This window comes from Aquabacterium parvum, from assembly GCF_001447195.1.
Taxonomy (GTDB): Bacteria; Pseudomonadota; Gammaproteobacteria; order Burkholderiales; family Burkholderiaceae_C; genus Aquabacterium; species Aquabacterium parvum.
The window spans coordinates 25,304-45,147 of the sequence record NZ_LFRI01000561.1; the positions used below are offsets into that span (position 1 = coordinate 25,304).

At 64.7% G+C, this 19,844-nt stretch carries 17 protein-coding genes; 5 read left to right on the forward strand and 12 right to left on the reverse strand.

Features of this window, described 5'->3' with window-relative positions; all coding sequences use genetic code 11:
- Window positions 1-50: 50 nt before the first annotated feature.
- From ABG80_RS20255 to ABG80_RS20275, 5 genes are all read right to left on the reverse strand, one after another.
- Entirely contained in the window at window positions 51-848 is a 798-nt protein-coding gene (locus ABG80_RS20255; protein ID WP_058089360.1) for an SDR family oxidoreductase, read from the reverse strand.
- A gap of 22 nt (window positions 849-870) precedes the next feature.
- Window positions 871-1,152 carry a Dabb family protein gene (locus ABG80_RS20260; RefSeq protein ID WP_058089361.1) on the reverse strand — a complete coding sequence of 94 codons (282 nt, stop codon included), beginning with the start codon at window positions 1,150-1,152 and terminating at the stop codon, window positions 871-873.
- Window positions 1,153-1,189: 37 nt separating this feature from the next.
- Window positions 1,190-3,064, reverse strand: a complete 1,875-nt coding sequence (locus ABG80_RS20265; RefSeq protein WP_058089362.1) for an acyl-CoA dehydrogenase — start codon at window positions 3,062-3,064, stop codon at window positions 1,190-1,192.
- A gap of 106 nt (window positions 3,065-3,170) precedes the next feature.
- Window positions 3,171-3,950 carry a crotonase/enoyl-CoA hydratase family protein gene (locus ABG80_RS20270; protein WP_058089363.1) on the reverse strand — a complete coding sequence of 260 codons (780 nt, stop codon included), beginning with the start codon at window positions 3,948-3,950 and terminating at the stop codon, window positions 3,171-3,173.
- 36 nt (window positions 3,951-3,986) lie between these two features.
- Window positions 3,987-6,083 (reverse strand): 3-hydroxyacyl-CoA dehydrogenase NAD-binding domain-containing protein, encoded by a 2,097-nt coding sequence (locus ABG80_RS20275; protein ID WP_058089364.1) that lies wholly within the window; start codon window positions 6,081-6,083, stop codon window positions 3,987-3,989.
- Window positions 6,084-6,539: 456 nt separating this feature from the next.
- Here ABG80_RS20275 and ABG80_RS20280 point away from each other — a divergent pair, with 456 nt between their 5' ends.
- Both ABG80_RS20280 and ABG80_RS20285 read left to right on the forward strand, forming a co-directional pair.
- The gene (locus ABG80_RS20280; RefSeq protein ID WP_058089365.1) at window positions 6,540-7,718 is read left to right on the forward strand and encodes an alkane 1-monooxygenase; all 1,179 of its coding nucleotides are present in this window, start codon (window positions 6,540-6,542) and stop codon (window positions 7,716-7,718) included.
- Window positions 7,719-7,800: 82 nt separating this feature from the next.
- The gene (locus ABG80_RS20285) at window positions 7,801-8,883 is read left to right on the forward strand and encodes a 2Fe-2S iron-sulfur cluster-binding protein (protein ID WP_058089366.1); all 1,083 of its coding nucleotides are present in this window, start codon (window positions 7,801-7,803) and stop codon (window positions 8,881-8,883) included.
- Window positions 8,884-8,907: 24 nt separating this feature from the next.
- On the opposite strand, the gene ABG80_RS20290 is transcribed toward ABG80_RS20285, so the two are convergent.
- The 7 genes from ABG80_RS20290 to ABG80_RS20320 form a co-directional block, all read right to left on the reverse strand.
- The gene (locus ABG80_RS20290) at window positions 8,908-9,603 is read right to left on the reverse strand and encodes an ABC transporter ATP-binding protein (protein ID WP_058089367.1); all 696 of its coding nucleotides are present in this window, start codon (window positions 9,601-9,603) and stop codon (window positions 8,908-8,910) included.
- Window position 9,604: 1 nt separating this feature from the next.
- On the reverse strand, window positions 9,605-10,420 hold the full coding sequence (locus tag ABG80_RS20295) for an ABC transporter ATP-binding protein (RefSeq protein ID WP_058089368.1): 816 nt from the start codon (window positions 10,418-10,420) through the stop codon (window positions 9,605-9,607).
- Window positions 10,421-10,483: 63 nt separating this feature from the next.
- Complete coding sequence (locus tag ABG80_RS20300) at window positions 10,484-11,776, reverse strand: branched-chain amino acid ABC transporter permease (RefSeq protein WP_058089369.1); 1,293 nt, start codon at window positions 11,774-11,776, stop codon at window positions 10,484-10,486.
- A 4-nt stretch (window positions 11,777-11,780) separates the two neighbouring features.
- A complete protein-coding gene (locus ABG80_RS20305) occupies window positions 11,781-12,803 on the reverse strand; it encodes a branched-chain amino acid ABC transporter permease (RefSeq protein ID WP_058089370.1) in 1,023 nt (340 codons plus the stop codon).
- Window positions 12,804-13,000: 197 nt separating this feature from the next.
- Complete coding sequence (locus ABG80_RS20310) at window positions 13,001-14,236, reverse strand: branched-chain amino acid ABC transporter substrate-binding protein (RefSeq protein ID WP_058089371.1); 1,236 nt, start codon at window positions 14,234-14,236, stop codon at window positions 13,001-13,003.
- Between the two features lie 288 nt (window positions 14,237-14,524).
- A complete protein-coding gene (locus ABG80_RS20315) occupies window positions 14,525-16,156 on the reverse strand; it encodes a 3-(methylthio)propionyl-CoA ligase (RefSeq protein WP_058089372.1) in 1,632 nt (543 codons plus the stop codon).
- Window positions 16,157-16,329: 173 nt separating this feature from the next.
- Window positions 16,330-16,770, reverse strand: coding sequence for an acyl-CoA thioesterase (locus ABG80_RS20320; RefSeq protein WP_058089373.1), 441 nt, complete (start codon window positions 16,768-16,770; stop codon window positions 16,330-16,332).
- Between the two features lie 97 nt (window positions 16,771-16,867).
- Here ABG80_RS20320 and ABG80_RS20325 point away from each other — a divergent pair, with 97 nt between their 5' ends.
- The 3 genes from ABG80_RS20325 to ABG80_RS20335 all read left to right on the forward strand — a co-directional run bounded on the left by ABG80_RS20325 (window position 16,868) and on the right by ABG80_RS20335 (window position 19,828).
- Window positions 16,868-17,599 carry a TetR/AcrR family transcriptional regulator gene (locus ABG80_RS20325; RefSeq protein WP_235513977.1) on the forward strand — a complete coding sequence of 244 codons (732 nt, stop codon included), beginning with the start codon at window positions 16,868-16,870 and terminating at the stop codon, window positions 17,597-17,599.
- Between the two features lie 117 nt (window positions 17,600-17,716).
- The gene (locus tag ABG80_RS20330) at window positions 17,717-18,370 is read left to right on the forward strand and encodes a protein-L-isoaspartate O-methyltransferase family protein (protein ID WP_058089439.1); all 654 of its coding nucleotides are present in this window, start codon (window positions 17,717-17,719) and stop codon (window positions 18,368-18,370) included.
- A gap of 48 nt (window positions 18,371-18,418) precedes the next feature.
- Window positions 18,419-19,828, forward strand: a complete 1,410-nt coding sequence (locus tag ABG80_RS20335) for a TolC family outer membrane protein (RefSeq protein ID WP_083506325.1) — start codon at window positions 18,419-18,421, stop codon at window positions 19,826-19,828.
- The last annotated feature ends 16 nt before the right edge of the window (window positions 19,829-19,844 follow it).

The following is a 19,844-nucleotide window of genomic DNA, read 5'->3' on the forward strand; positions in this document are numbered from 1 at the left end:
CCCGTGTTGGGGTGCCGTGGGTGCAGAGGGTGTGATGCGGCGCGCGAGCCTCAGCCGCCCACCACGGCGCTCACGCCGCCGTCGACCGCCAGCACCTGCCCGGTGATGTGCTTGCCCGCGTCGGACGCGAACAGCAGCGTCGCACCCTTGAGGTCTTCGTCGTCACCGAGGCGCTGCAGCGGCGCGCTGGCGGCCAGCCGATCTTCACCCACCGCAGCCAGCGTGCCGGCCGTCATCTTGCTGGGGAAGAAGCCAGGCGCAAGCGCGTTGACGCGGATGCCCAGGTGCCCCCACTCGCAAGCCAGCGCCTTGGTGAAGTTCACCACCGCGCCCTTGCTGGTGTTGTAAGCGATGGTCTGCATGAAGGGGTGGTTGCCGCCCAGCCCGGCGATGGAAGCCACGTTGATGATGCGGCCCTGCTTGCGCGGGATCATGCTGGCCTTGGCGATGGCTTGCGACAGAAGGAAGTAGCCGCGCACATTGAGGTTCATCACCTTGTCCCAGGCTTCGAGCGGGTAATCGGCCGCGGGCGCACCCCAGGTGGCGCCGGCGTTGTTGACGAGGATGTCCACGTCGCCCACGCGCTCCAGCGTTTCATCGGCCAGGCGCTGGATGTCCTGCGGGTTGCCGGCGTCGGCGGCGATCCAGCGCGCGTCGATGCCCGCATCCTGCAAGGCCATCACGGCTTGTTCGAGGTCAGCGGCCTTGCGCGAGCTGATGACCACCTTGGCGCCGGCCTCGCCCAGCGCATGGGCCATCTGCAGTCCCAGGCCGCGCGAGCCGCCGGTGATCAGGGCCGTCTTGCCCGTGAGGTCGAAGAGTTGCTGGACGATGCGGGGGGCGGTCATGACGTTGGGCCTTCTTGGGGGATCAGACGAGGTAGTCGAGCACGTGGCGCGTGGCCGCCATCTGGCGGATCTGCGCGACCACGCCCTGGTGGTGCGGGTGCGGCACATAGGCAGCCAGCGCGGCGGCGTCTTCGAAGGTCGAAACCAGCACCACGTCGCAGTTGGCTTCGAGCCCCTCGGCCTTGATGCCGACGTCGAACTCATGCATGCCGGGCACCAGGCCCTTGCAGCTGTCGAGCAAGGCCTTGACCTGGGGCGCGTCGGCCGGGTCTTTGAGGGTCCACATGACGATGTGTCGCAGCATGGTGTACGGAGCTTTCTTTTTGAGGATCAAAGGTGAATCAGAACCAATCGGCTTGTGCCTGCGCGCAGGTCAGGTCGCGGCGCGAGACCACGCCCAGCCAGGCGTCGATCTTGGGCAGCTCATAGGCGAAGAAGTAGTCGGTTGCGGCCTGCTTGCCCTTGAGGAAACCCGGGCCCAGCGGCGACGCGTCCCACTGACCTTGCGCTTGCGCGGCCTTGGCGGCCAGCCCCAGCTCCAGCCAGATCCAGGCCAGCACGGTGTGGCCGAAGGCCTGAAGGTAAGGCGTCGCATTGGCCAGAGCCTCTTCGGGCACGCCGGTTGACCAGGCCGCCTTGGTGGTGGCGCCCACCTTCTGCAGGGCCTGGGCCAGCGCATTGGCGTGCTCGGCCAGGCCATTCACATGCCCCGCCTTCTGGATGGTTTCACTGATGCGCTCGGCCAGAACGCTCAGGGCCGTGCCGCCGTTCATCACCACCTTGCGACCCAGCAGGTCCAGGCCCTGGATGCCGTGCGTGCCTTCGTGGATCATGTTGAGGCGGTTGTCACGCCAGTACTGCTCGACCGGGTAGTCGCGCGTGTAGCCGTAGCCGCCCAGGATCTGGATGGCCAGCGAGTTGGCTTCCTGCGCCCATTCGCTGGGCCAGCTCTTGGCGATCGGGGTGAGCAGTTCCAGCAGCAGGCCGGCCTTCTCGGCTTCTTCGCCGCTGCCCGTGTGTTGGTCGTCCACCAGTTGCGCGCACAGCAGGCCCAGCGCCAGGCCGCCTTCGGCGATGGCCTTTTGCATCATCAGCATGCGCTTGACGTCGGTGTGGCCAATGATGGGCACCTGCGGCGCGCTGTGGTCCTTGCCACCGGCACCCATGTGCCGGCCTTGCGGGCGGTCCTTGGCGTACTGCAGCGAATACTCATAACCGGCGTAGCCCAGCATGGTCGCGCCCACGCCCACGCTGATGCGGGCCTCGTTCATGAGCGTGAACATGCACTTCAGGCCCTCGCCCTCCTTGCCGATCAGGTAGCCCACCGCGCCGGCCTCGCCGTTGACGGGGAACTTGCCTTCACCGAAGTTCAGCAAGGTGTTGACGGTGCCGCGGTAGCCGCACTTGTGGTTCAGGCCCGCCAGCGCCACGTCGTTGCGCTGCTGCGTGATCGAGCCATCGGCCTTGACCAGCTTGCGCGGCACGATGAACAGCGAGATGCCCTTGACGCCCGGCACCGGCTTGCCATCGGGGCCTGGGATCTTGGCCAGCACCAGGTGGACGATGTTCTCGCCCATCTCGTGTTCGCCGCCCGAGATCCACATCTTGTTGCCCTTGAGGCGGTAGCGCTTGCCCAGCGGGTCCTCAAGCCAGTCCACGCCCGTGCCATCGCCCTTCACATCGGGCACGGCACGCGTGGAGATGTCGGACAAGCTGGAGCCGGCCTGCGGCTCGCTCAGGCACATGGTGCCGAAGGTGCGGCCTTCGAAGCCGCCCTTGGCGAACACCTCGATCTGCTTGGGCGTGCCGTGCGCCAGGATGGTGTTGGCGTTGCCGCGCGTGAGCATCGGGTATGCGGCCAGCGACACGCTGGCCTTGTAGAAAAAGCTCATCGAGGCGATCTCGACCACGGTGGGCAGCTGCATGCCACCGAGTTCAACGTCCTTGCTGGCGGCCATCAGACCGGCCTCGTTGAAGGCGGCCATCGCCACGGGCGTTTCCTTGGGCAGCGTCACGGTGACGCCGTCGAAGGTGGGCTCGTGCTCGTCGGTCAGGCGGTTGATGGGGGCGAACTGCTCGTTGGCGATCTTCTCGCTGAGGTCGAGCACGGCGTCGAAGGTTTCGCGGCTGTGCTCGGCGTGGCGTTCGCGCTGGCAAAGGGTTTCGGCCTTGAGCCAGTCGTGCAGCAGGAAGTCAACGGTGGCGCGGTGGGTCATGGTTCGGCTCTTGGGAACTTCGTGGGAACGGGTTGAACAGGTTGACGGGGACACATGGCGAGGCGCTCCGCCCCCTGATCGCCATGGGGCGACTGCACGGCGGCCGTTAGCGCCCCTTGAAAACGGCCTCTCGCCGCTCGATGAAGGAGCGCACGCCCTCGGCTGCGTCTTCGCTTTGCATCACCGGAAGCATCTCCTTGAACAGGTGCTGGGCTGCCACAGCATCGCCATCGTGCATCGCCAGGCGGCTGGACTTCAGGATGTTCTGCACGCCCAGCGGCGCAGCCTTGGCGATCTGCTCGGCGATCTCACGGGCCTTGGTGAGCTGCTGCCCAGCTGGCACCACCTCCTGCACGAGGCCCGTTCGCAAGGCTTCTTCGGCGTACCAGAACTCGCCCGTCAGCAGGTAGCGCTGTGCGGCACCCCACCCCATCTGCTTGGGCAGGCGCAAGGTGGCGCCACCACACGGGAAGATGCCGCGCTTGACCTCGAGCATCGCAAAGCGCGTGTCATCAGCGGCCACGCGCACCTCGGTGTTGAGCATGATCTCGACACCCCAGGTGAAGCAGTTGCCCTGCACCGCCATCACGATGGGCTTGCGGTGCCGCTCGCCGAACAGGCCGAACGGGTCGACCTCGCCTGCCGGCACCTCGAAACCCTTGCCATTGCCGAAGATGGGCGCCCACTTGTCCAGCTCGACGCCCGAGGTGAAGTGCTTGCCCTCGCCGTGCAGCAGGGCCACGCGAAGCTCGGGGTTGCGGTTGAGTTCACCCAGCGCACGCGCCAGGTCCAGGTACATCTCGGGAGACAGCGCGTTGTGCTTGTCGGCCCGGTTGACCTTGATCTCCAGGATGTGGCCGTTGACCAGGGTTTCGATGTGCGCCATGGCGGGCTCCTTGCCGTTTCAGGAAAAAGCGATCAATCAGCCCGTGAAGCCCTTGCCCTCTGAAGCCAGCTTGGCGAGCAAGGGCGCCGGGGTCCAGAAAGCGGGGTCGGAGCCGCCGTTGGAAGCAAAGCCCTTCATCAGCTCGATCACCTTGGGCAGGCCCAGCATGTCGGCGTAGAGCATCGGGCCGCCACGGTAGACCGGGAAGCCGTAGCCCGTGAGGTACACCATGTCGATGTCCGAAGCCTTCGAGGCGATGCCCTCTTCCAAGATCAGCGCGCCCTCGTTGACCATGGCCAGCACCAGGCGCTGCACGATTTCTTCGTCGCTGATCTGGCGGGGCGTGACGCCCTTGTCGGCGCGCACCTTGTCGATGCAGCCTTGCACCTCGGCCGAGGGGATGGGCTCGCGCTTGCCTGCTTCGTAGTCGTACCAGCCCTTGCCCACCTTCTGACCAAAGCGACCCAGCTCGCAAATGGCGTCGCCCACAGGGCTGTAGATGACGTCAGGGCGCTCGACCTTGCGGCGCTTGCGGATGGCAAAGCCGATGTCGTTGCCAGCCAGGTCGCCCACGCGGAAGGGGCCCATGGCGAAGCCGAAGGCCTCGGCGGCCTTGTCCACCTGCTGCACCGTGGCGCCCTCTTCCACCAGGAAGAAGCCCTGGCGCACGTACTGCTCGAACATGCGGTTGCCGATGAAGCCATCGCACACACCCGAGACCACGGCCACCTTCTTGATCTTCTTGGCCACGGCCATCACGGTGGCCATCACGTCCTTGGCGGTGTGCTTGCTGCGCACCACTTCGAGCAGGCGCATCACGTTGGCCGGGCTGAAGAAGTGCAGGCCCACCACATCGGCGGGGCGCTTGGTCACTTCGGCGATCTTGTCCACGTCCAGCGTCGAGGTGTTGGACGCCAGGATGGCACCGGGCTTCATGATGCTGTCGAGCTTGGTGAAGACCTGCGACTTCACACCCATGTCTTCGAACACGGCCTCGATGACCATGTCGGCCTGGGCGATATCGTCATAGCTCAGCGTGGTGGTGAGCAGGCCCATGCGCTGCTCGTACTTGTCCTGGGCCAACTTGCCCTTGGCGACCTGCGCTTCGTAGTTCTTGCGGATGATGCCCACGCCGCGGTCGATGGCTTCCTGCTTCATCTCCAGCAGCTTGACCGGGATGCCGGCGTTGAGGAAGCACATGGTGATGCCGCCACCCATGGTGCCGGCGCCGATCACGGCCACGTTCTTGATGTCGCGCAGCGGGGTGTCGGCGGGCACATCGGGGATCTTGCTGGCAGCGCGCTCGCCGAAGAACGAATGGCGCAGGGCACGGGCCTGGTCACCGGTCACCAGACCTTCGAAGACCTCGCGCTCGAACTTGATGCCTGCGTCCAGGTCCAGCTGGGTGGCGGCTTCGACGCAGTCCACGCAGCGCTGCGGGGCGATCAGGTTCTTGCGGGACTTGGCCAGCTCGGCGCGGGCCTTGTGGAAGGCCTCGGCATCAGCCGGTGCGGCCACCTTCAGGTCGCGCACCGAAGGCAGCGGGCGCACACCGGCGACGTCCTTGGCGAAGGCGATGGCAGCGGGCAGAAGCTCGCCATCGACCAGCTTGTCGAACAGCTTCTGGCCCGGCGCTGCGGCCAGCTTCTCGGACATCACCGAGGCGCCGGTGGTGATCATCTGCAGGGCGGTGTCAACGCCCAGCACGCGCGGCAGGCGCTGCGTGCCACCGGCGCCTGGCACGATGCCGATGTTGACCTCGGGCAGCGCGATTTGCGTGCCCTTGGCGACCACGCGGTAGTGGCAACCCAGCGCCAGCTCCAGGCCACCGCCCATGGCCACACCGTGGATGGCGGCGACAACGGGCTTGGCAGAACGCTCGACCGCTTCGATGGTGACGTGCAGGTTGGGCTCGGCAAAAGCCTTGGGGCTGCCGAATTCGCGGATGTCGGCGCCACCGCAGAACACCTTGCCAGCACCGATGATGACCACCGCCTGCACGGAGGCATCAGCCTGAGCCTTCTGGATGCCATCCACGATGCCTGCCCGGGTGCTTTGACCCAGGCCGTTGACAGGCGGGTTGTCCAGGGAGATGACGGCCACGCCGTCGGTGACTTGGTAGGTAGCGCTCATGGCAATGTCGGTGAGTGAATTGAAAACACGCGCACACCGCCCCTGCCCCGGCTGGGAGAAGAAGGCTGGCGGCGTCCGCACAGCAATCCGCAATTCTGACAATGGATCTTGTAAGAATTGAACTAGATTCTGACACAGCTCGAGAAGCCTTGCTCGGTGCCCTTGCGCGCCGAACCACAAGCCTCGCACAAGCACTTCCGTTTTGGCACCTCGGTTTGTCCGGTTGACCTCTGCGGGCCGATGTCGGGCATGCCTGACGACAGGGCTGTCGCAGCTGATTTCTTGCAGCCCTGATCGCTTTCTCAAAGCGCTAATTCGTCATCGCGAATCGCCGCGCATGCACCGAGGTCCGATCAGATCAGGGCGCCCCAAGACGCCCCTTTGCACACTGCCGCCAGGGTCTGAGACGCATCCGCGCCTCGATCGCCTTCAACGCACCGCAAGGAGACAAGCAACATGTCCAAGTACCTCAAGGGCTGGCTGATGCCAGCACTGGGCGCCTTCTTCTTCCTCACCCTGCTGCAAGGCGGCTGGTGGATGTGGGCCCCATTTGCCGCCGCCATCGTGTTCTTCATCGGCGCCGATGCGCTGTTGCCGCGCGACCTGTCAGAGCCACCACGCATGCAGTTCGCAGCCCTGCTGAACCTGCCGCTCTACCTGATGCTGCCCCTGCTGGCGCTGTTGAACTTCACGGTGCTGTGGATGTTCGGCTCGGGCGACTTCCTGGGTTATGGCGCCTGGATGAAGGAGCACGCCGGCCTGGACCTGTTCGCCGGCCGCGAAGCCACCACGCACTGGGTGCAATGGGCCGGCTGCGTCATCACCGTGGGCCTGATGAACGCCGTGGGCGGCACCGTCACCGGTCACGAGTTGACCCACCGCACAGGCAACGCCTTCGACCTGTTCATGGGCCGCTGGATGCTGGCCTTCACCTGCGACACCTCGTTCGCCATCGAACACGTCTACGGCCACCACGTGCAAGTGGGCACCGAAGCAGACCCTGCCACGGCCCGCCGCGGCGAGAGCTTCTACAAGTTCACCGTGCGCTCGACCATCATGAGCTACGTGCACGCCTACCAGGTCGAGCGCGCCCGCCTCAAGAAGATCGGCAAGTCGGTGTGGAACCCGTTTGCCAGCCCCTTCCTGCGCGGCAACCTGGAAAACATCGCGCTCTTCGTGGCGGCCTACGCGATCGCAGGCTGGCCCGGCGTGGGGTTCTGGGCGCTCATTGCCTTCGTCGGCAAGCAGTACCTGGAGATCACCAATTACTTCGAGCACTACGGCCTGGTGCGCGTGCCCGGTGAGCCGGTCCAGCCTCGCCACTCCTGGAACTCGAATCACTGGGCCAGCACCAACGTGCTGTTCAGCCTGGCCCGTCACTCGCACCACCACGCCGAAGGCGAAGCCCCTTACTGGACGCTCTCGGCCTACCCGAACGCACCCATGCTGCCAAATGGCTACCTGTCGATGCTGCTGATCGCCCTGGTGCCACCGTTGTTCAAGAAGATGATGACCCCGGCCTTGAACGAATGGGATGAGCGGCACGCCTCGCCCGCCGAGCGCAAGCTGGCCAAGCAAGCCAGCCAGCAAAGTGGCATGTCGGGCTTGAAGATCGCCCAGGCCAAACTGAGCTGAGCCCCACGTCCACCCATCCCCAGACGCGACCCTGCCGAAAGCGGCGTGGGTCGCTGCGGTTTCAATCCGACAAGGCCATCCCGTGTTCGAACGATTCTTCCGACGCAGCCCCAGCGAGTTTCAGCTGCAGGTCAACCCGACGGGCGTGCCCATCACCGCTGCAGCCAAAGACAGCTTGTTGCTGACCGCCCTGCAAAACGGCATCGCGTTTCCGCACAACTGCCGGGTCGGTGGTTGCGGTGAATGCAAATGCCGACTGGTCTCAGGCAAGGTCAAGGAGCTCACCGACAAGACCTACCTGCTGTCTGCCGAAGAACTCCAGCAGAACTACATCCTCGCCTGTCAGAGCCAGCCACGCTCGGACGTGGTGATCGAGGTCAAGCTGCGCGAGCAGGCCGCCGCCCACCCGGTCACCGAGACCCGTGGCCGGATCACGGCCAGCCGCGCACTGACCCACGACATCCTTCACCTCAGCATCGAGACCGAACAGGCACTGCCCCACTCAGCGGGCCAGTACGTCGACATCGCGCTGCCAGCGGCCGCGGGCGGCACCGGCAAGGAGGTGCGCAGCTACTCGTTCGCGCGCGCGCCAGCCGGCGCCACGCCAACCCTGCTGGACTTCTGCATCCGCAAGGTGCCCGGTGGCGCCTTCACGGAGTGGCTGTTCGCGCAAGACCGCACGGGCGAGACCTTGAACCTGATCGGGCCGCACGGCAGCTTTGCCTTGCGGCCTGACGTGGGGCCGATCGCCTGCATCGCGGGCGGCAGCGGCCTGGCGCCCATCCAGTCCATCCTCGAGCAAGCCATCCGCGACAAGCAAGCCATGCGACCGCTGGTCATTGTGATGGGCGCCAGGACCCAGGCAGACGTGTACGGCCTGGACGCCATCGACCAGATCCGTCGCGCCTGGGGCGGGCGGTTCCACTTCGAGGCCATCCTGTCGGCAGAGCCCGAAGGCAGCAGCTGGCAGGGCAAACGGGGCCTGGTCACCGAACACCTGCCTGCCCTGCTGGGCGAGCGCATGGCCGAGCACAGCGCCTACCTGTGCGGCCCACCCGCCATGATCGACGCCTGCGTCAACGCCTTGCAGAATGGGGGCGTTGCAGCCACCCGCATTCACTTCGACAAGTTCCTCGATCGCAGCAACACCCCGGCCCTGCGTTGAGGCAGGCCGGAGCGCTGCAAACGGTCAGACCTCGAGCCACTCGCGCCGCACGTACTTGTCGGCGCGAAGTTCGTCAGGCGTGCCATGAAAGACGACCTCGCCGTGCCCCATCACGTAGCAACGCTGCGAGATGTCGAGCGCGATGGTGAGCTTCTGCTCGACCAGCAGCACGCCCAGGCCGCGCTTTTGCAGCTCCTTGAGGTACTCGCCCACCAGCTCGACGATCTTGGGCGCCAGGCCTTCGGTCGGCTCGTCGATCATGATCAGGTCGGGGTCGCCCATCAGCGTGCGGCACAACGTCAGCATCTGCTGCTCGCCCCCTGACATCACGCCGGCCTCGGTGTGCTGGCGCTCTTTGAGGCGAGGGAACATCTGGTACATGTCGTCCAGGCTCCAGCGACCCTTCTTGCGACCCGACTGCTGGCCCAGCAGCAGGTTCTGCTCCACCGTCAGCTTGGGGAAGACATCGCGGCTCTCGGGCACGTAGCCGATGCCATGGCGGGCGATGTCGTAAGGCTTGGCGCCCAGCATCTCCTTGTCCTGCCACTTGATCGAGCCATGGCCATCGACCAGGCCCATGATGGTCTTGATGGTGGTGGAACGCCCCGAGCCGTTGCGGCCCAGCAGGCTGACGATCTCGCCGGGGTTCACCTCCAGGTCGACGCCGTGGAGGATGTGGCTCTTGCCGTAGAAGGCATGCAGGTTCTGGATCTTCAGCATGTCAGGCTCCTGCAGCTTCTGCGGCTTGCGCCTCGGCTCGCTGGCTCTCGGCCAGCACCGACCCCAGGTAGGCCTCCTTGACGCGGTCGTTGGCGCGCACGTTCTCAGGTGTGTCGAAGGCGATCACCTCGCCATAGACCAGCACCGCGATGCGGTCGGCCAGGCCGAACACCACGCCCATGTCGTGCTCCACGGTCAGCAGGGTCTTGCCCTCGGTGACCTCGCGGATCATCTTGACGAAATTGGCCGTCTCGGACTTGCTCATGCCAGCGGTCGGCTCGTCGAGCAGGATGACGTTGCCGCCACCGGCGATGGTCACGCCCACTTCGAGCGCACGCTGCTCGGCATAGGTCAGGTTGGCGACGTGGGTGTCGCGCTTGCGGCGCAGGCGGATCATGTCCAGCACCTCTTCGGCGCGCTGATTCACGGCCGTGAGGTCGGACAGGAAACGCCAGAAGCTGTAGCGCTGACCCATGGACCACAGCACCGCGCAGCGGATGTTCTCGAACACCGACAGACGCGGGAACAGGTTGGAGACCTGGAAGCTGCGGGCCAGGCCGCGGCGGTTGATCTCATATGGCTTCATGCCATGGATGGCTTCGCCGTTGAGCAGGATCTGCCCGCTGGTCGGGGCCATGCGGCCGCTGATGAGGTTAAACAGCGTGGATTTGCCCGCGCCGTTCGGGCCGATGAGGGCAACGCGCTCACCGGCTTTGACGGCCAGGCTGCTGCCACGGATGATTTCGGTCTTGCCGAAGGACTTGCGCAGGTCGCGCAACTCCAGGGCCAAGCCATTCGATGAGGATGCGGAACTCATGTTCTCAATGCTCCGATAGAGGGACACACGGGGGGCGATCGATGGAAGTGGGCACGCAGGCCATCACTGGCCATCGCGCCGAAGGTTCTCGGCCTCGATCTCCTCCTGGATGTGGCCCCACTGGCGCATGAACTCGCGCCGCGCCACCTCGAAACAACCCACGCCCGTGATGAGCAGGAACACCGCCCCCACCCAGGCATCCACCCCATGCGTGTCCAGCGTCACACCCATGAAACTCATCTCGGGGCCCAGGGCCTCGTTGAGCTTGATGTGATAGACCATCTCGACCATCACCGACAAGCCGATGATCACCGTCAAGCCCGTGCCCGCCAAGGCCAGGTAGCTCGTCCACAGCTTGCGCAGGAAGCCATAGGCCGCCACGCGCAGGTTCATCATGATCAGGCTGGAGATGCCGCCCGGCGCGTACATCACCATCAGCAGGAAGAACACACCCAGGTACAGCAACCAGGCCTTGGTCAGCTCCGACAGCAGCACCGTGGCCAGCACCATCAGCACCGCGCCGATGATCGGACCGAAGAAGAACAGCGCCCCGCCCAGGAAGGTGAACAACAGATAGGCGCCGGAGCGATGAGCCCCGACCACCTCGGCCGTCACGATCTCGAAGTTGATCGTGTACAGGCCACCCGCGATGCCCGCAAAGAAACCCGCGATCATGAAGGCGATGTAGCGCACGCGCTGCGTGTCGTAGCCGATGAACTCGACGCGCTCCGGGTTGTCGCGCACCGCGTTGAGCATGCGCCCCAGCGGCGTTTGCGTGAACGCGAACATCAGCACCGTGCACACGAAGCAGTAGAACGCGATCAGGTAATAAACCTGAATCTGCGGCCCGAAGGTGATGCCCATGACAGGCTCACCCACCACGCGGTTGCTCGACACGCCGCCCTCGCCACCAAAGAACTCCGGCAGCATCAGCGACATCGACCACACCAGCTCACCCACACCCAGCGTGATCATGGCGAAGGTGTTGCCCGACTTCTTGGTGCTGACCGCGCCCAGCAGCGCGGCCACGAGCAGGCCTGCCAGCCCGCCCACGATGGGGATCAGGCTGACCGGAATGGCCCACTCGCCTGCGCCCACCTTGTTGAGCGTGTGGATGGCGGCGAACGAGCCCAGGCCCGAGTAAACCGCATGCCCGAAGGAGAGCATGCCGCCCTGCCCCAGCAACATGTTGTAGGACAGGCAGACCACGATGGCGATGCCCATCTGCGTGAGCATGGTCATGGCCAGGCTGCTGGTGAACAGCTTGGGGGCCACCAGCAGGACGAGGGCGAACAGCGACCACAAGATGATGCGGCCGACGTTCCAGGGTCGGAAGGTATAGGCTTGTGTTGACATGTGTTTACTCCTCGCGCGTGCCCAGCAGGCCCTTGGGTCTGAAGATCAGGATCAGCACCAGGAGGAGGTAAGGCAGGATGGGCGCCATCTGCGACACCGAGATCTTGAGCAACGGGTACGCCCAGTGTTCGAAGTCCACCGGGCTGCCCAGCTTCTCAAGCAGGGTCAGGCCAGAGACGTCGATCACCACGGCAAAAGTCTGGATCAGGCCGATGATCAGCGAGGCCAGGAAGGCCCCGGCGAGCGAGCCCATGCCGCCCACCACCACCACCACGAAGATGATGGCGCCCACCGAAGCCGCCATGTTGGGCTCGGTGACAAAGGCGTTGCCGCCGATCACACCTGCCAGGCCGGCCAGCGCGCAACCCCCACCGAAGACGCCCATCATCACGCGCGGCACGTTGTGCCCGAGCGCCTGGGTCATGTCCGGGTGGGTGAGCGCGGCCTGGATGATCAGACCGATGCGGGTGCGCGTGAGCAGCAGCCACAAAGAGCCGAGCATGAACAGCGCCACCAGGGCCATGAAGCCTCGGTAGATCGGGAACTGCGTGCAGCTGTTACCTGCCGTGGCGCACAGCGCGGCATCACCGGCGCCGGCCATCCAGCTCAGGCCCTGGTCCTTCACGCTGGCCAGCGTGAAAAGCGGGCCGCTGAGCGACTCGGGCACACGGTAGTCGACGTTGGCCGGCCCCCAGACCAGGCGCACCACCTCGAGCACGACGTAAGACAGGCCGAACGTCACCAGCAGCTCGGGCACGTGTCCGTACACGTGCACCTTGCGCAAGCTGTAGCGCTCAAAGGCCGCCCCGAGCAAGCCCACCAAAAGCGGCGAAAGCACGAGCGAGGGGAAAAAGCCGATGATGCCCGTCAGCGCGTAGGCGATGTAGGCACCCAGCATGTAGAAGCTGGTGTGCGCGAAGTTGAGCACACCCATCATGCTGAAGATCAGGGTCAGGCCCGAACTCAGCATGAACAGCAGCAGCCCGTAGCTGATGCCATTCAGGAAGAAGACGAAAAAGGTTTCCATGTCAGGCAAGCGTGATGCATGCCAGCGGGATCACCGGGCATGCGGAGCCCCGGCGGCTGCAACCGCACGGAACCGGAAAGGCCCTCCGACCGGTCAGGCCGGGCGAGCCACGTCAAACACGAAACGACCGATCGCCCCCATGCAGGAAACGATCGGTCGGGTACTTCTCAAGGCGATCCAGCCTCAGAGATGGCGCATCACGAGGGACGCTTCATCTGACAAGAGGTCGGCGTGCTCGAGACGTACGCATCGAAGGCTTTGACGGGCACAAAGGTCATGCCGGTCTTCTCGACGTCGTAGGTGTTCTTGGCGTCCAGCGGCGCCCACTGCGCGATGAACAGGGGCTGCTGCAACTGGTGGTCGGTCTTGCGCATCTCGACCTCGCCGTTGAAGGACTTGAACTTCATGCCTTCCATGGCCTTGGCCACCTTGACCGGGTCGGTCGACTTGGCGTTGGCCATGCCTTGCGCCAGCATCGTCAGCGAGGTGTAAGTGGCCTGCGAGTAGTAGTCATCGTTGAAACGCTTCTTGAACTCGCTGACCAACTGCCCTGCTGTGCCACCCAGGTTGTAATGGCCGTAGCCGACCTGGAACACGCGACCATCGGCGGCCTTGCCCAACGCAGTCGGGGTGCCACCGAAGTTGGCGTAGTAGGTGTAGAACTTGGCGGTCAGGCCTGCATCGTTGGCGGCCTTGACCAGCAAGGCCAGGTCCGAGCCCCAGTTGCCGGTGATGACCGTGTCGGCACCCGAGGCCTTGATCTTGGCCACGTAAGGCGCGAAGTCACGCACCTGAGCCAGCGGGTGCAGGTCGTCGCCCACCACTTGCACATCGGGGCGCTTGCGCTTGAGGTTTTCCTTGGCGTATTTGGAGACCTGCTGGCCGTGCGCGTAGTTCTGGTTGATCAGGTAGACCTTCTGGACCTCCTTCTGGTCCTTCATGAACGTGGTCATGGCCTCCATCTTCATGGACGTGTCCGCATCGAGGCGGAAGTGCCAGAAGCTGCACTTGCTGTTGGTCAGGTCGGGGTCCACCGCGGCGTAGTTCAGGAAAACGACTTCCTTGCCGGGGTTGCGCTCGTTGTGCTTGTTGATGGCGTCCACCAGCGCGCCTGCGGCACCGGAGCCCAGCCCCTGCACCACATAGCGCACGCCCTGGTCAACGGCCGACTTCAAGGCGTTGAGAGACTCGGCAGGGCTCAGCTTGTTGTCGATGCTGATGATTTCGAACTTCACGCCAGCGGGGTTGTTGGCGTTGAGCTTCTCGGCGACGAACTGGTAGCTCTTGAGCTGGTTCTGGCCCACGCTGGCCATCAGGCCCGAGAGGGGATCGATCCAGGCGACCTTGACGGTCTCGCCTTTCTGGGCCAGGGCGGCACCGGCGGTCAGGGAAGTCATGACCAGCACGCTCAGTGCACGAACGGGGAATCTCATTGCTTTCTCCTTTGAATCGATGCTCACAACCAAACACAATTTACCCCCCTTGCATTGGGGGGAGCTTCAGGGATGACCCGCAACAACACACACTTCAAACGAACGTTCGGACGCCTTCATTGCAGAAACGGTCATCGGCCGGAGATGCCGATCAAATGGGGCATTGCGGGCGATGAACAAAAAAAAGGACCACCCCTTTCGGAATGGTCCTTTCAGCGCACACAACAACGCATGCGATGGCATCAACGAGGCCATCGAGTGGCCTCGCTCCAGCTGTCCGCAACCGGCTCAAGCCGTGGGCAACTTGTGCTCCTTGAAGCGCTCGCGCAGTTGCAGTTTGGAGATCTTGCCGGTCGCCGTGTGAGGGATCTCATCAACGAACACAACGTCATCCGGCGTCTGCCACTTCGGGATCTTGCCTTCGTAGAAAGCGATCAGCTCTTGCACCGACACCTCGGCGCCAGGCTTCTTGACGACCACCATCAGCGGGCGCTCGTCCCACTTGGGGTGGAAGCACGCGATGGCAGCGGCTTCGTGCACCGCAGGGTGGGCCATCAGCACGTTCTCCAGGTCGATGGAGCTGATCCACTCACCACCCGACTTGATCACGTCCTTGGAGCGGTCGGTGATCTGCATGTAGCCATCGGCATCGATGGTGGCCACGTCGCCAGTGGGGAACCAGCCGTCGTGCAGCGGCGACTTGTCCATGTTGAAGTAGCTGTTGATGACCCAGTGACCACGCACCTCCAGGTCGCCTGCGGCCTTGCCGTCCCAGGGCAGCACCTTGCCGTCGCCATCGACGATGCGCATGTCGACACCGAACACCGACTTGCCCTGCTTTTCCAGCAGCTTTTGCTTGTTTTCCGTGGACCACTCGGCGTGCTTGGTCTTGAGGCGACCCAGCGTGCCCAGGGGAGACATCTCGGTCATGCCCCAGGCGTGGATGACTTCGACGCCGTATTCGTTCTCGAAGGCCCGGATCATCGCGGGCGGGCAGGCCGCGCCACCGATCACCGTGCTCTTGAAGGTGCTGAACTTCAGGCCGTTGGCCTTGACGTGGTTGAGCAGGCCCAGCCAGATGGTGGGCACGCCGGCCGACATCGTGACCTTCTCTTCTTCGAAGAGGTTGTACAGCGAGGCGCCATCAAGGTGGTGGCCGGGCATGACCAGCTTGCAGCCCACCATCGCGGCGGCATACGGCAGGCCCCAGGCGTTGACGTGGAACATGGGCACCACCGGCAGCACCGTGTCGGTGGCCTTGAGGCACATCGCGTCAGGCAGCGCAGCGGCGAACGCGTGCAGCACGGTCGAGCGGTGCGAGTACACGGCGCCCTTCGGGTTGCCCGTCGTGCCCGAGGTGTAGCAGATGCTGGCGGCGGCGTTCTCGTCGAACGAAGGCCACTGGTAGTTGCCGTCTTCGGCGGCCAGCAGCTCTTCGTAGCAGTGCAGGTTCGTGAGCGCCGACTCCTTGGGCATGTGCTCGCGGCCGCACATCAGCACCACGTGCTTGAGCGTGGGCAGCATGGGCGCCAGCTTCTCGACCAGCGGGAAGATGTTGAGGTCAACGAAGATGACCTGGTCTTGCGCGTCGTTGGCGATCCAGGCGACCTGCTGCGGGAACAGGCGCGGGTTGATGGTGTGGCAGACGCGCTGCGAGCCCGACACCGCGTAATAGATCTCGAGGTGGCGGTAGCCGTTCCAGGCCAGGGTGCCGACGCGCTCGCCGGCCTTGACGCCCAGGCGTTCCAGGGCTTGGGCCAGCTTGCGCGAACGCAGCTCGACCTCGGCCCAGGTGGTGCGATGCATGTCGCCCTCGACGCGCTTGGAAACGATCTCGGTGTCGCCGTTGTGGCGCGCTGCGTGGGTCAGCAGCGACGAGATCAGCAGGGGCATGTGCATCATCTGGCCCATCAGGCTCATGGAAACCTCCGAGGAAACGGCTCAAAGAAAGACAAACTGGTGTGGCACCCTTTATCTGATAACACCAGATATCAGATGCACCCAGAAATCATAGACGGCCGAGCACGTGCGATTTCGCGACCAGCGCCAGGGAATACCCGCATGGCGCATGCCCACCCTGCGCGTGAACTGAATCAATCGGGCGACTGAAGCCGCTTCAAAGCCTGAAGAAACGCCTCGGGCAAGTTCGTGGGCCTGCGCTCCTGGCGGTCCACGTAGACGTGCACGAAGTGCCCACAAGCCGCGCTCATCGCCTCACCCTGCTCAAACAGGCCAATTTCGTAACGCACGCTGCTCTTGCCGACGTGGGCCACGCGGATGCCAGCCTCGACGTTGCGTGGAAAGGCCAGTGGCGCGAAGTAATTGCAATGCGTCTCGATGACCAGGCCGATCACCTCGCCCTCGTGGATGTCGAGCACGCCCGCTTCGATCAGGTAGCGGTTCACCGCCGTGTCGAAGTAGCTGTAATAGGTGACGTTGTTGACGTGCCCATAGACGTCGTTGTCCATCCACCGCGTGGTGATGGTGCTGAAGTGGGCATAGGCCTCGCGAGGCTGGGCTTGAGGGCGGTTCATGCCGAAACCATAACCGATCGGGCCGCCCCTCGGCGTTGACCTGTTTCGGTGGCGACAGCTACATTAATGACCCAAGAGTCAGTTATTTGCCACCCGCTTGAAACGAGTCCAGCCCCCCGTTGGCGGCGCCCTGCCCGCCGACCCGCCCGCCACGGGCTGCCCGCTGAGCGAAGCCATGGCCGCGCTCAGCCAGGCCTTGCCACGCGGCCGGCAGCGCCGCAAAGCCGCGCGCCCGCAAGAATTGCTGGACGCAGCCCTCGACCTTTTCGTTGAAAAAGGACTGGCCGCCACGCGCGCCGAAGAAGTGGCCCACCGGGCGGGCGTCTCCAAAGGCACGCTCTACTTGTACTACCCCAGCAAGGACGAGCTCTTCAAGGCCGTGGTGCGCGCGCACCTGATCGACGCCATCAGCGCCGGTGACGAGCTCGCCGATCACTTCGAGGGCTCCACTTCGGAGTTGCTGCGCCTGCTGGCCGAGACCTGGTGGACCAAGGTGGGCTCGTCAAAGGCCGCCGGCCTGCTGCTGCTCATCATGAGCGAGGCCCGCGCCTTCCCGGACGTCGCGCAGTTCTACCTCGACGAGGTGGTGGCCCCCAGCCACACCTTGTTGTCGCGCGTGATCCGGCGCGGCATCCAGCGTGGCGAGTTCAGAGACATGGACGTCACCTCCGTGGTCCACGGGCTGATCGCCCCGGCGCAGTTCCTCATCCTTTATCGCCAATGCACCTCGGTGTGCTCGTCCAACCCCGCGCCGCTGGACCCACAGCGCTTCATGCACACCCAGATCGAGCTGATCCTCAAAGGCCTGGAGCACCCACCGCAGTCGTGAAGCCGACACAAATGCCGCCCCGCGCGACGGCAATCCACCCCGAGTCGGGTGGGTCTTCTTAAAATCTCAGTTTTCCCCGGATACCTTCCCCTTACCGTCTCCCGTAGGATGCCCAGCATGAACGTCGAACAAGCCCGCTTCAACATGATCGAGCAACAGATCCGCCCCTGGGATGTCCTGGACACCTCGGTGCTGGAGCTGCTGTCGGCCGTGCAACGCGAAGACTTCGTCCCCGCCGCACACCAGGCTCAGGCCTTCATGGACCTGGAGCTGCCCCTGGGCGGTGGCCGCAGCCTGCTGGCTCCGCGCGTCGAAGCCCGCCTGGTGCAAGACCTCAACCTGAGCAAGCGCGACACCGTGCTGCAGGTGGGCGCGGCCACCGGCTACGTCACCGCCTTGCTGGCCCGCAAGGCCCAACGCGTGATCGGCCTGGAAGCCGATGCCGCGCTGGCCTCCCAGGCCCGAGCCAACCTGCGCAAGGCCGGCGTGAACAACGCCGAAATCGTGCAGACCGATGGCACATCCGGCCTCGCCTCGCAAGGGCCGTTCGACGCGATCTTGCTGTGTGGCTCGCTGGCAGAAGCACCTCAAGCCCTGCTCGACCAGCTCAAGGTCGGCGGCCGCCTGCTGGCCATCCTCGGCCAGGAACCGGTGATGCAGGCCACGCTGTTCACGCGTGTGGCCGCCAGCCAGTTCAGCCGCCAGGAGCTGTTCGACACCGTGGCAGCCCGGCTGCCAGGTTTTGCGGAGCCCAGCCGCTTCAAGTTCTGACCGATTGCGGTCGCCCTCACCTCGCGCTACCCACTTCAAGGATCGAAGATGTCCCAGCTCGCCGTCACGCCCCTGCCCCAACGCGCACCGTCGGTTCGCCGCCGCCGCTCTGCCGTCTCCCGGGCGATCGCTGTGATGGCAGCGGGTGCACTTGCCTCGGGCATGGCACAGGCCGACAACCTGCTGGAGCTCTACGAAGCAGCCAAGCTCTACGACGCAGCCTACCTGGCGGCTCGCGCCCAAGCCGAGTCGGCTTACAGCAAGGCCGATCAGGCCAAGGCGCTGGTGCGCCCCTCGCTGAACCTGCAGGCCAGCATCACCCGCACCGACTTCAACTCCAGCGCGAGCGCTCAGACCACCGTGCCAGGCGCTGCCGCGTCCTACGACAGCAACACCACCAACAAACGCGCCGGCATCCAGGCGCGTCAAACCCTCTACAACGCCGACAGCTTCGCGCGCCTGGACCAGGCCGACCAGTCGCGCCTGGTGGCGGACGCCGACCTGCAGGTCGCCTCTCAAGACCTCGCGGTGCGCGTCACCCAGGCGTACTTTGATGTGCTGGGCGCCCAGGACGTGCTCAGCACCGCACAAGCCAACAAGGCCGCGCTGGCCGAGCAACTGGCGGCGGCCAAACGCAGCTTCGAAGTTGGCAACTCCACCATCACCGACACGCGTGAAGCCCAGGCTCGCCATGACCTGGCCACGGCCCAGGAACTCGCCGCCGCCAACGAATTGCGCATCAAGCGCATCACGCTCGACCAGTTGGTGGGACGCGCCAACGTGATCCCCAACCCACTTCGCACCCCCGCCACGCTCGACAGCCTGGCCCCTGGCGAGATGGAAGAGTGGGTGAACCAATCCCAGGCCTCGCCCAACGTGCTCAAAGCCTCGGCAGGACTGGAAGCCGCCAAGCTCGAGATCAAGCGCGCCCGCGCAGGTCACCTGCCCACGCTGGACGCGGTGGCCAGCCTGCAGCGCACCGACATCGACTCCTCCAACCAGCTGGCCAAGACATCTGGTGGCGCTGGCACCTCCGCCGCGATCGGCCTGGAGATGAACATGTCCCTGTACGCTGGCAACTCCGTGCAGAACCGCATCGCCGAGGTGCTCAAGCTCCAGGAGAAGGCCGAGCACGACCTCGACAATGCCAAGCGCCAGGTCACGTTGGGCACCCGCCAGGCCTATTTGGGCGTGCAGTCAGGGCTGGCGCAGGTCAAGGCTTACGAGGCCGCTGAATCGTCGGCCAAGCTGGCCCTGGAGGCCACACAACTGGGCTACCGCGTTGGCGTGCGCATCAACAAGGACGTGCTGGACGCGCAAACCCAGTTGGCCAACACGCAGAAAGACCTGTTCAAGTCGCGCTACGACGTCATCGTGGGCTCGGTGAAATTGCGCCAAGCCAGCGGCGTGCTGACCCAGGATGACCTGGCCGAGCTCAACAAGCTGTTGGCGAACTGAACCACGCACTCAAAGC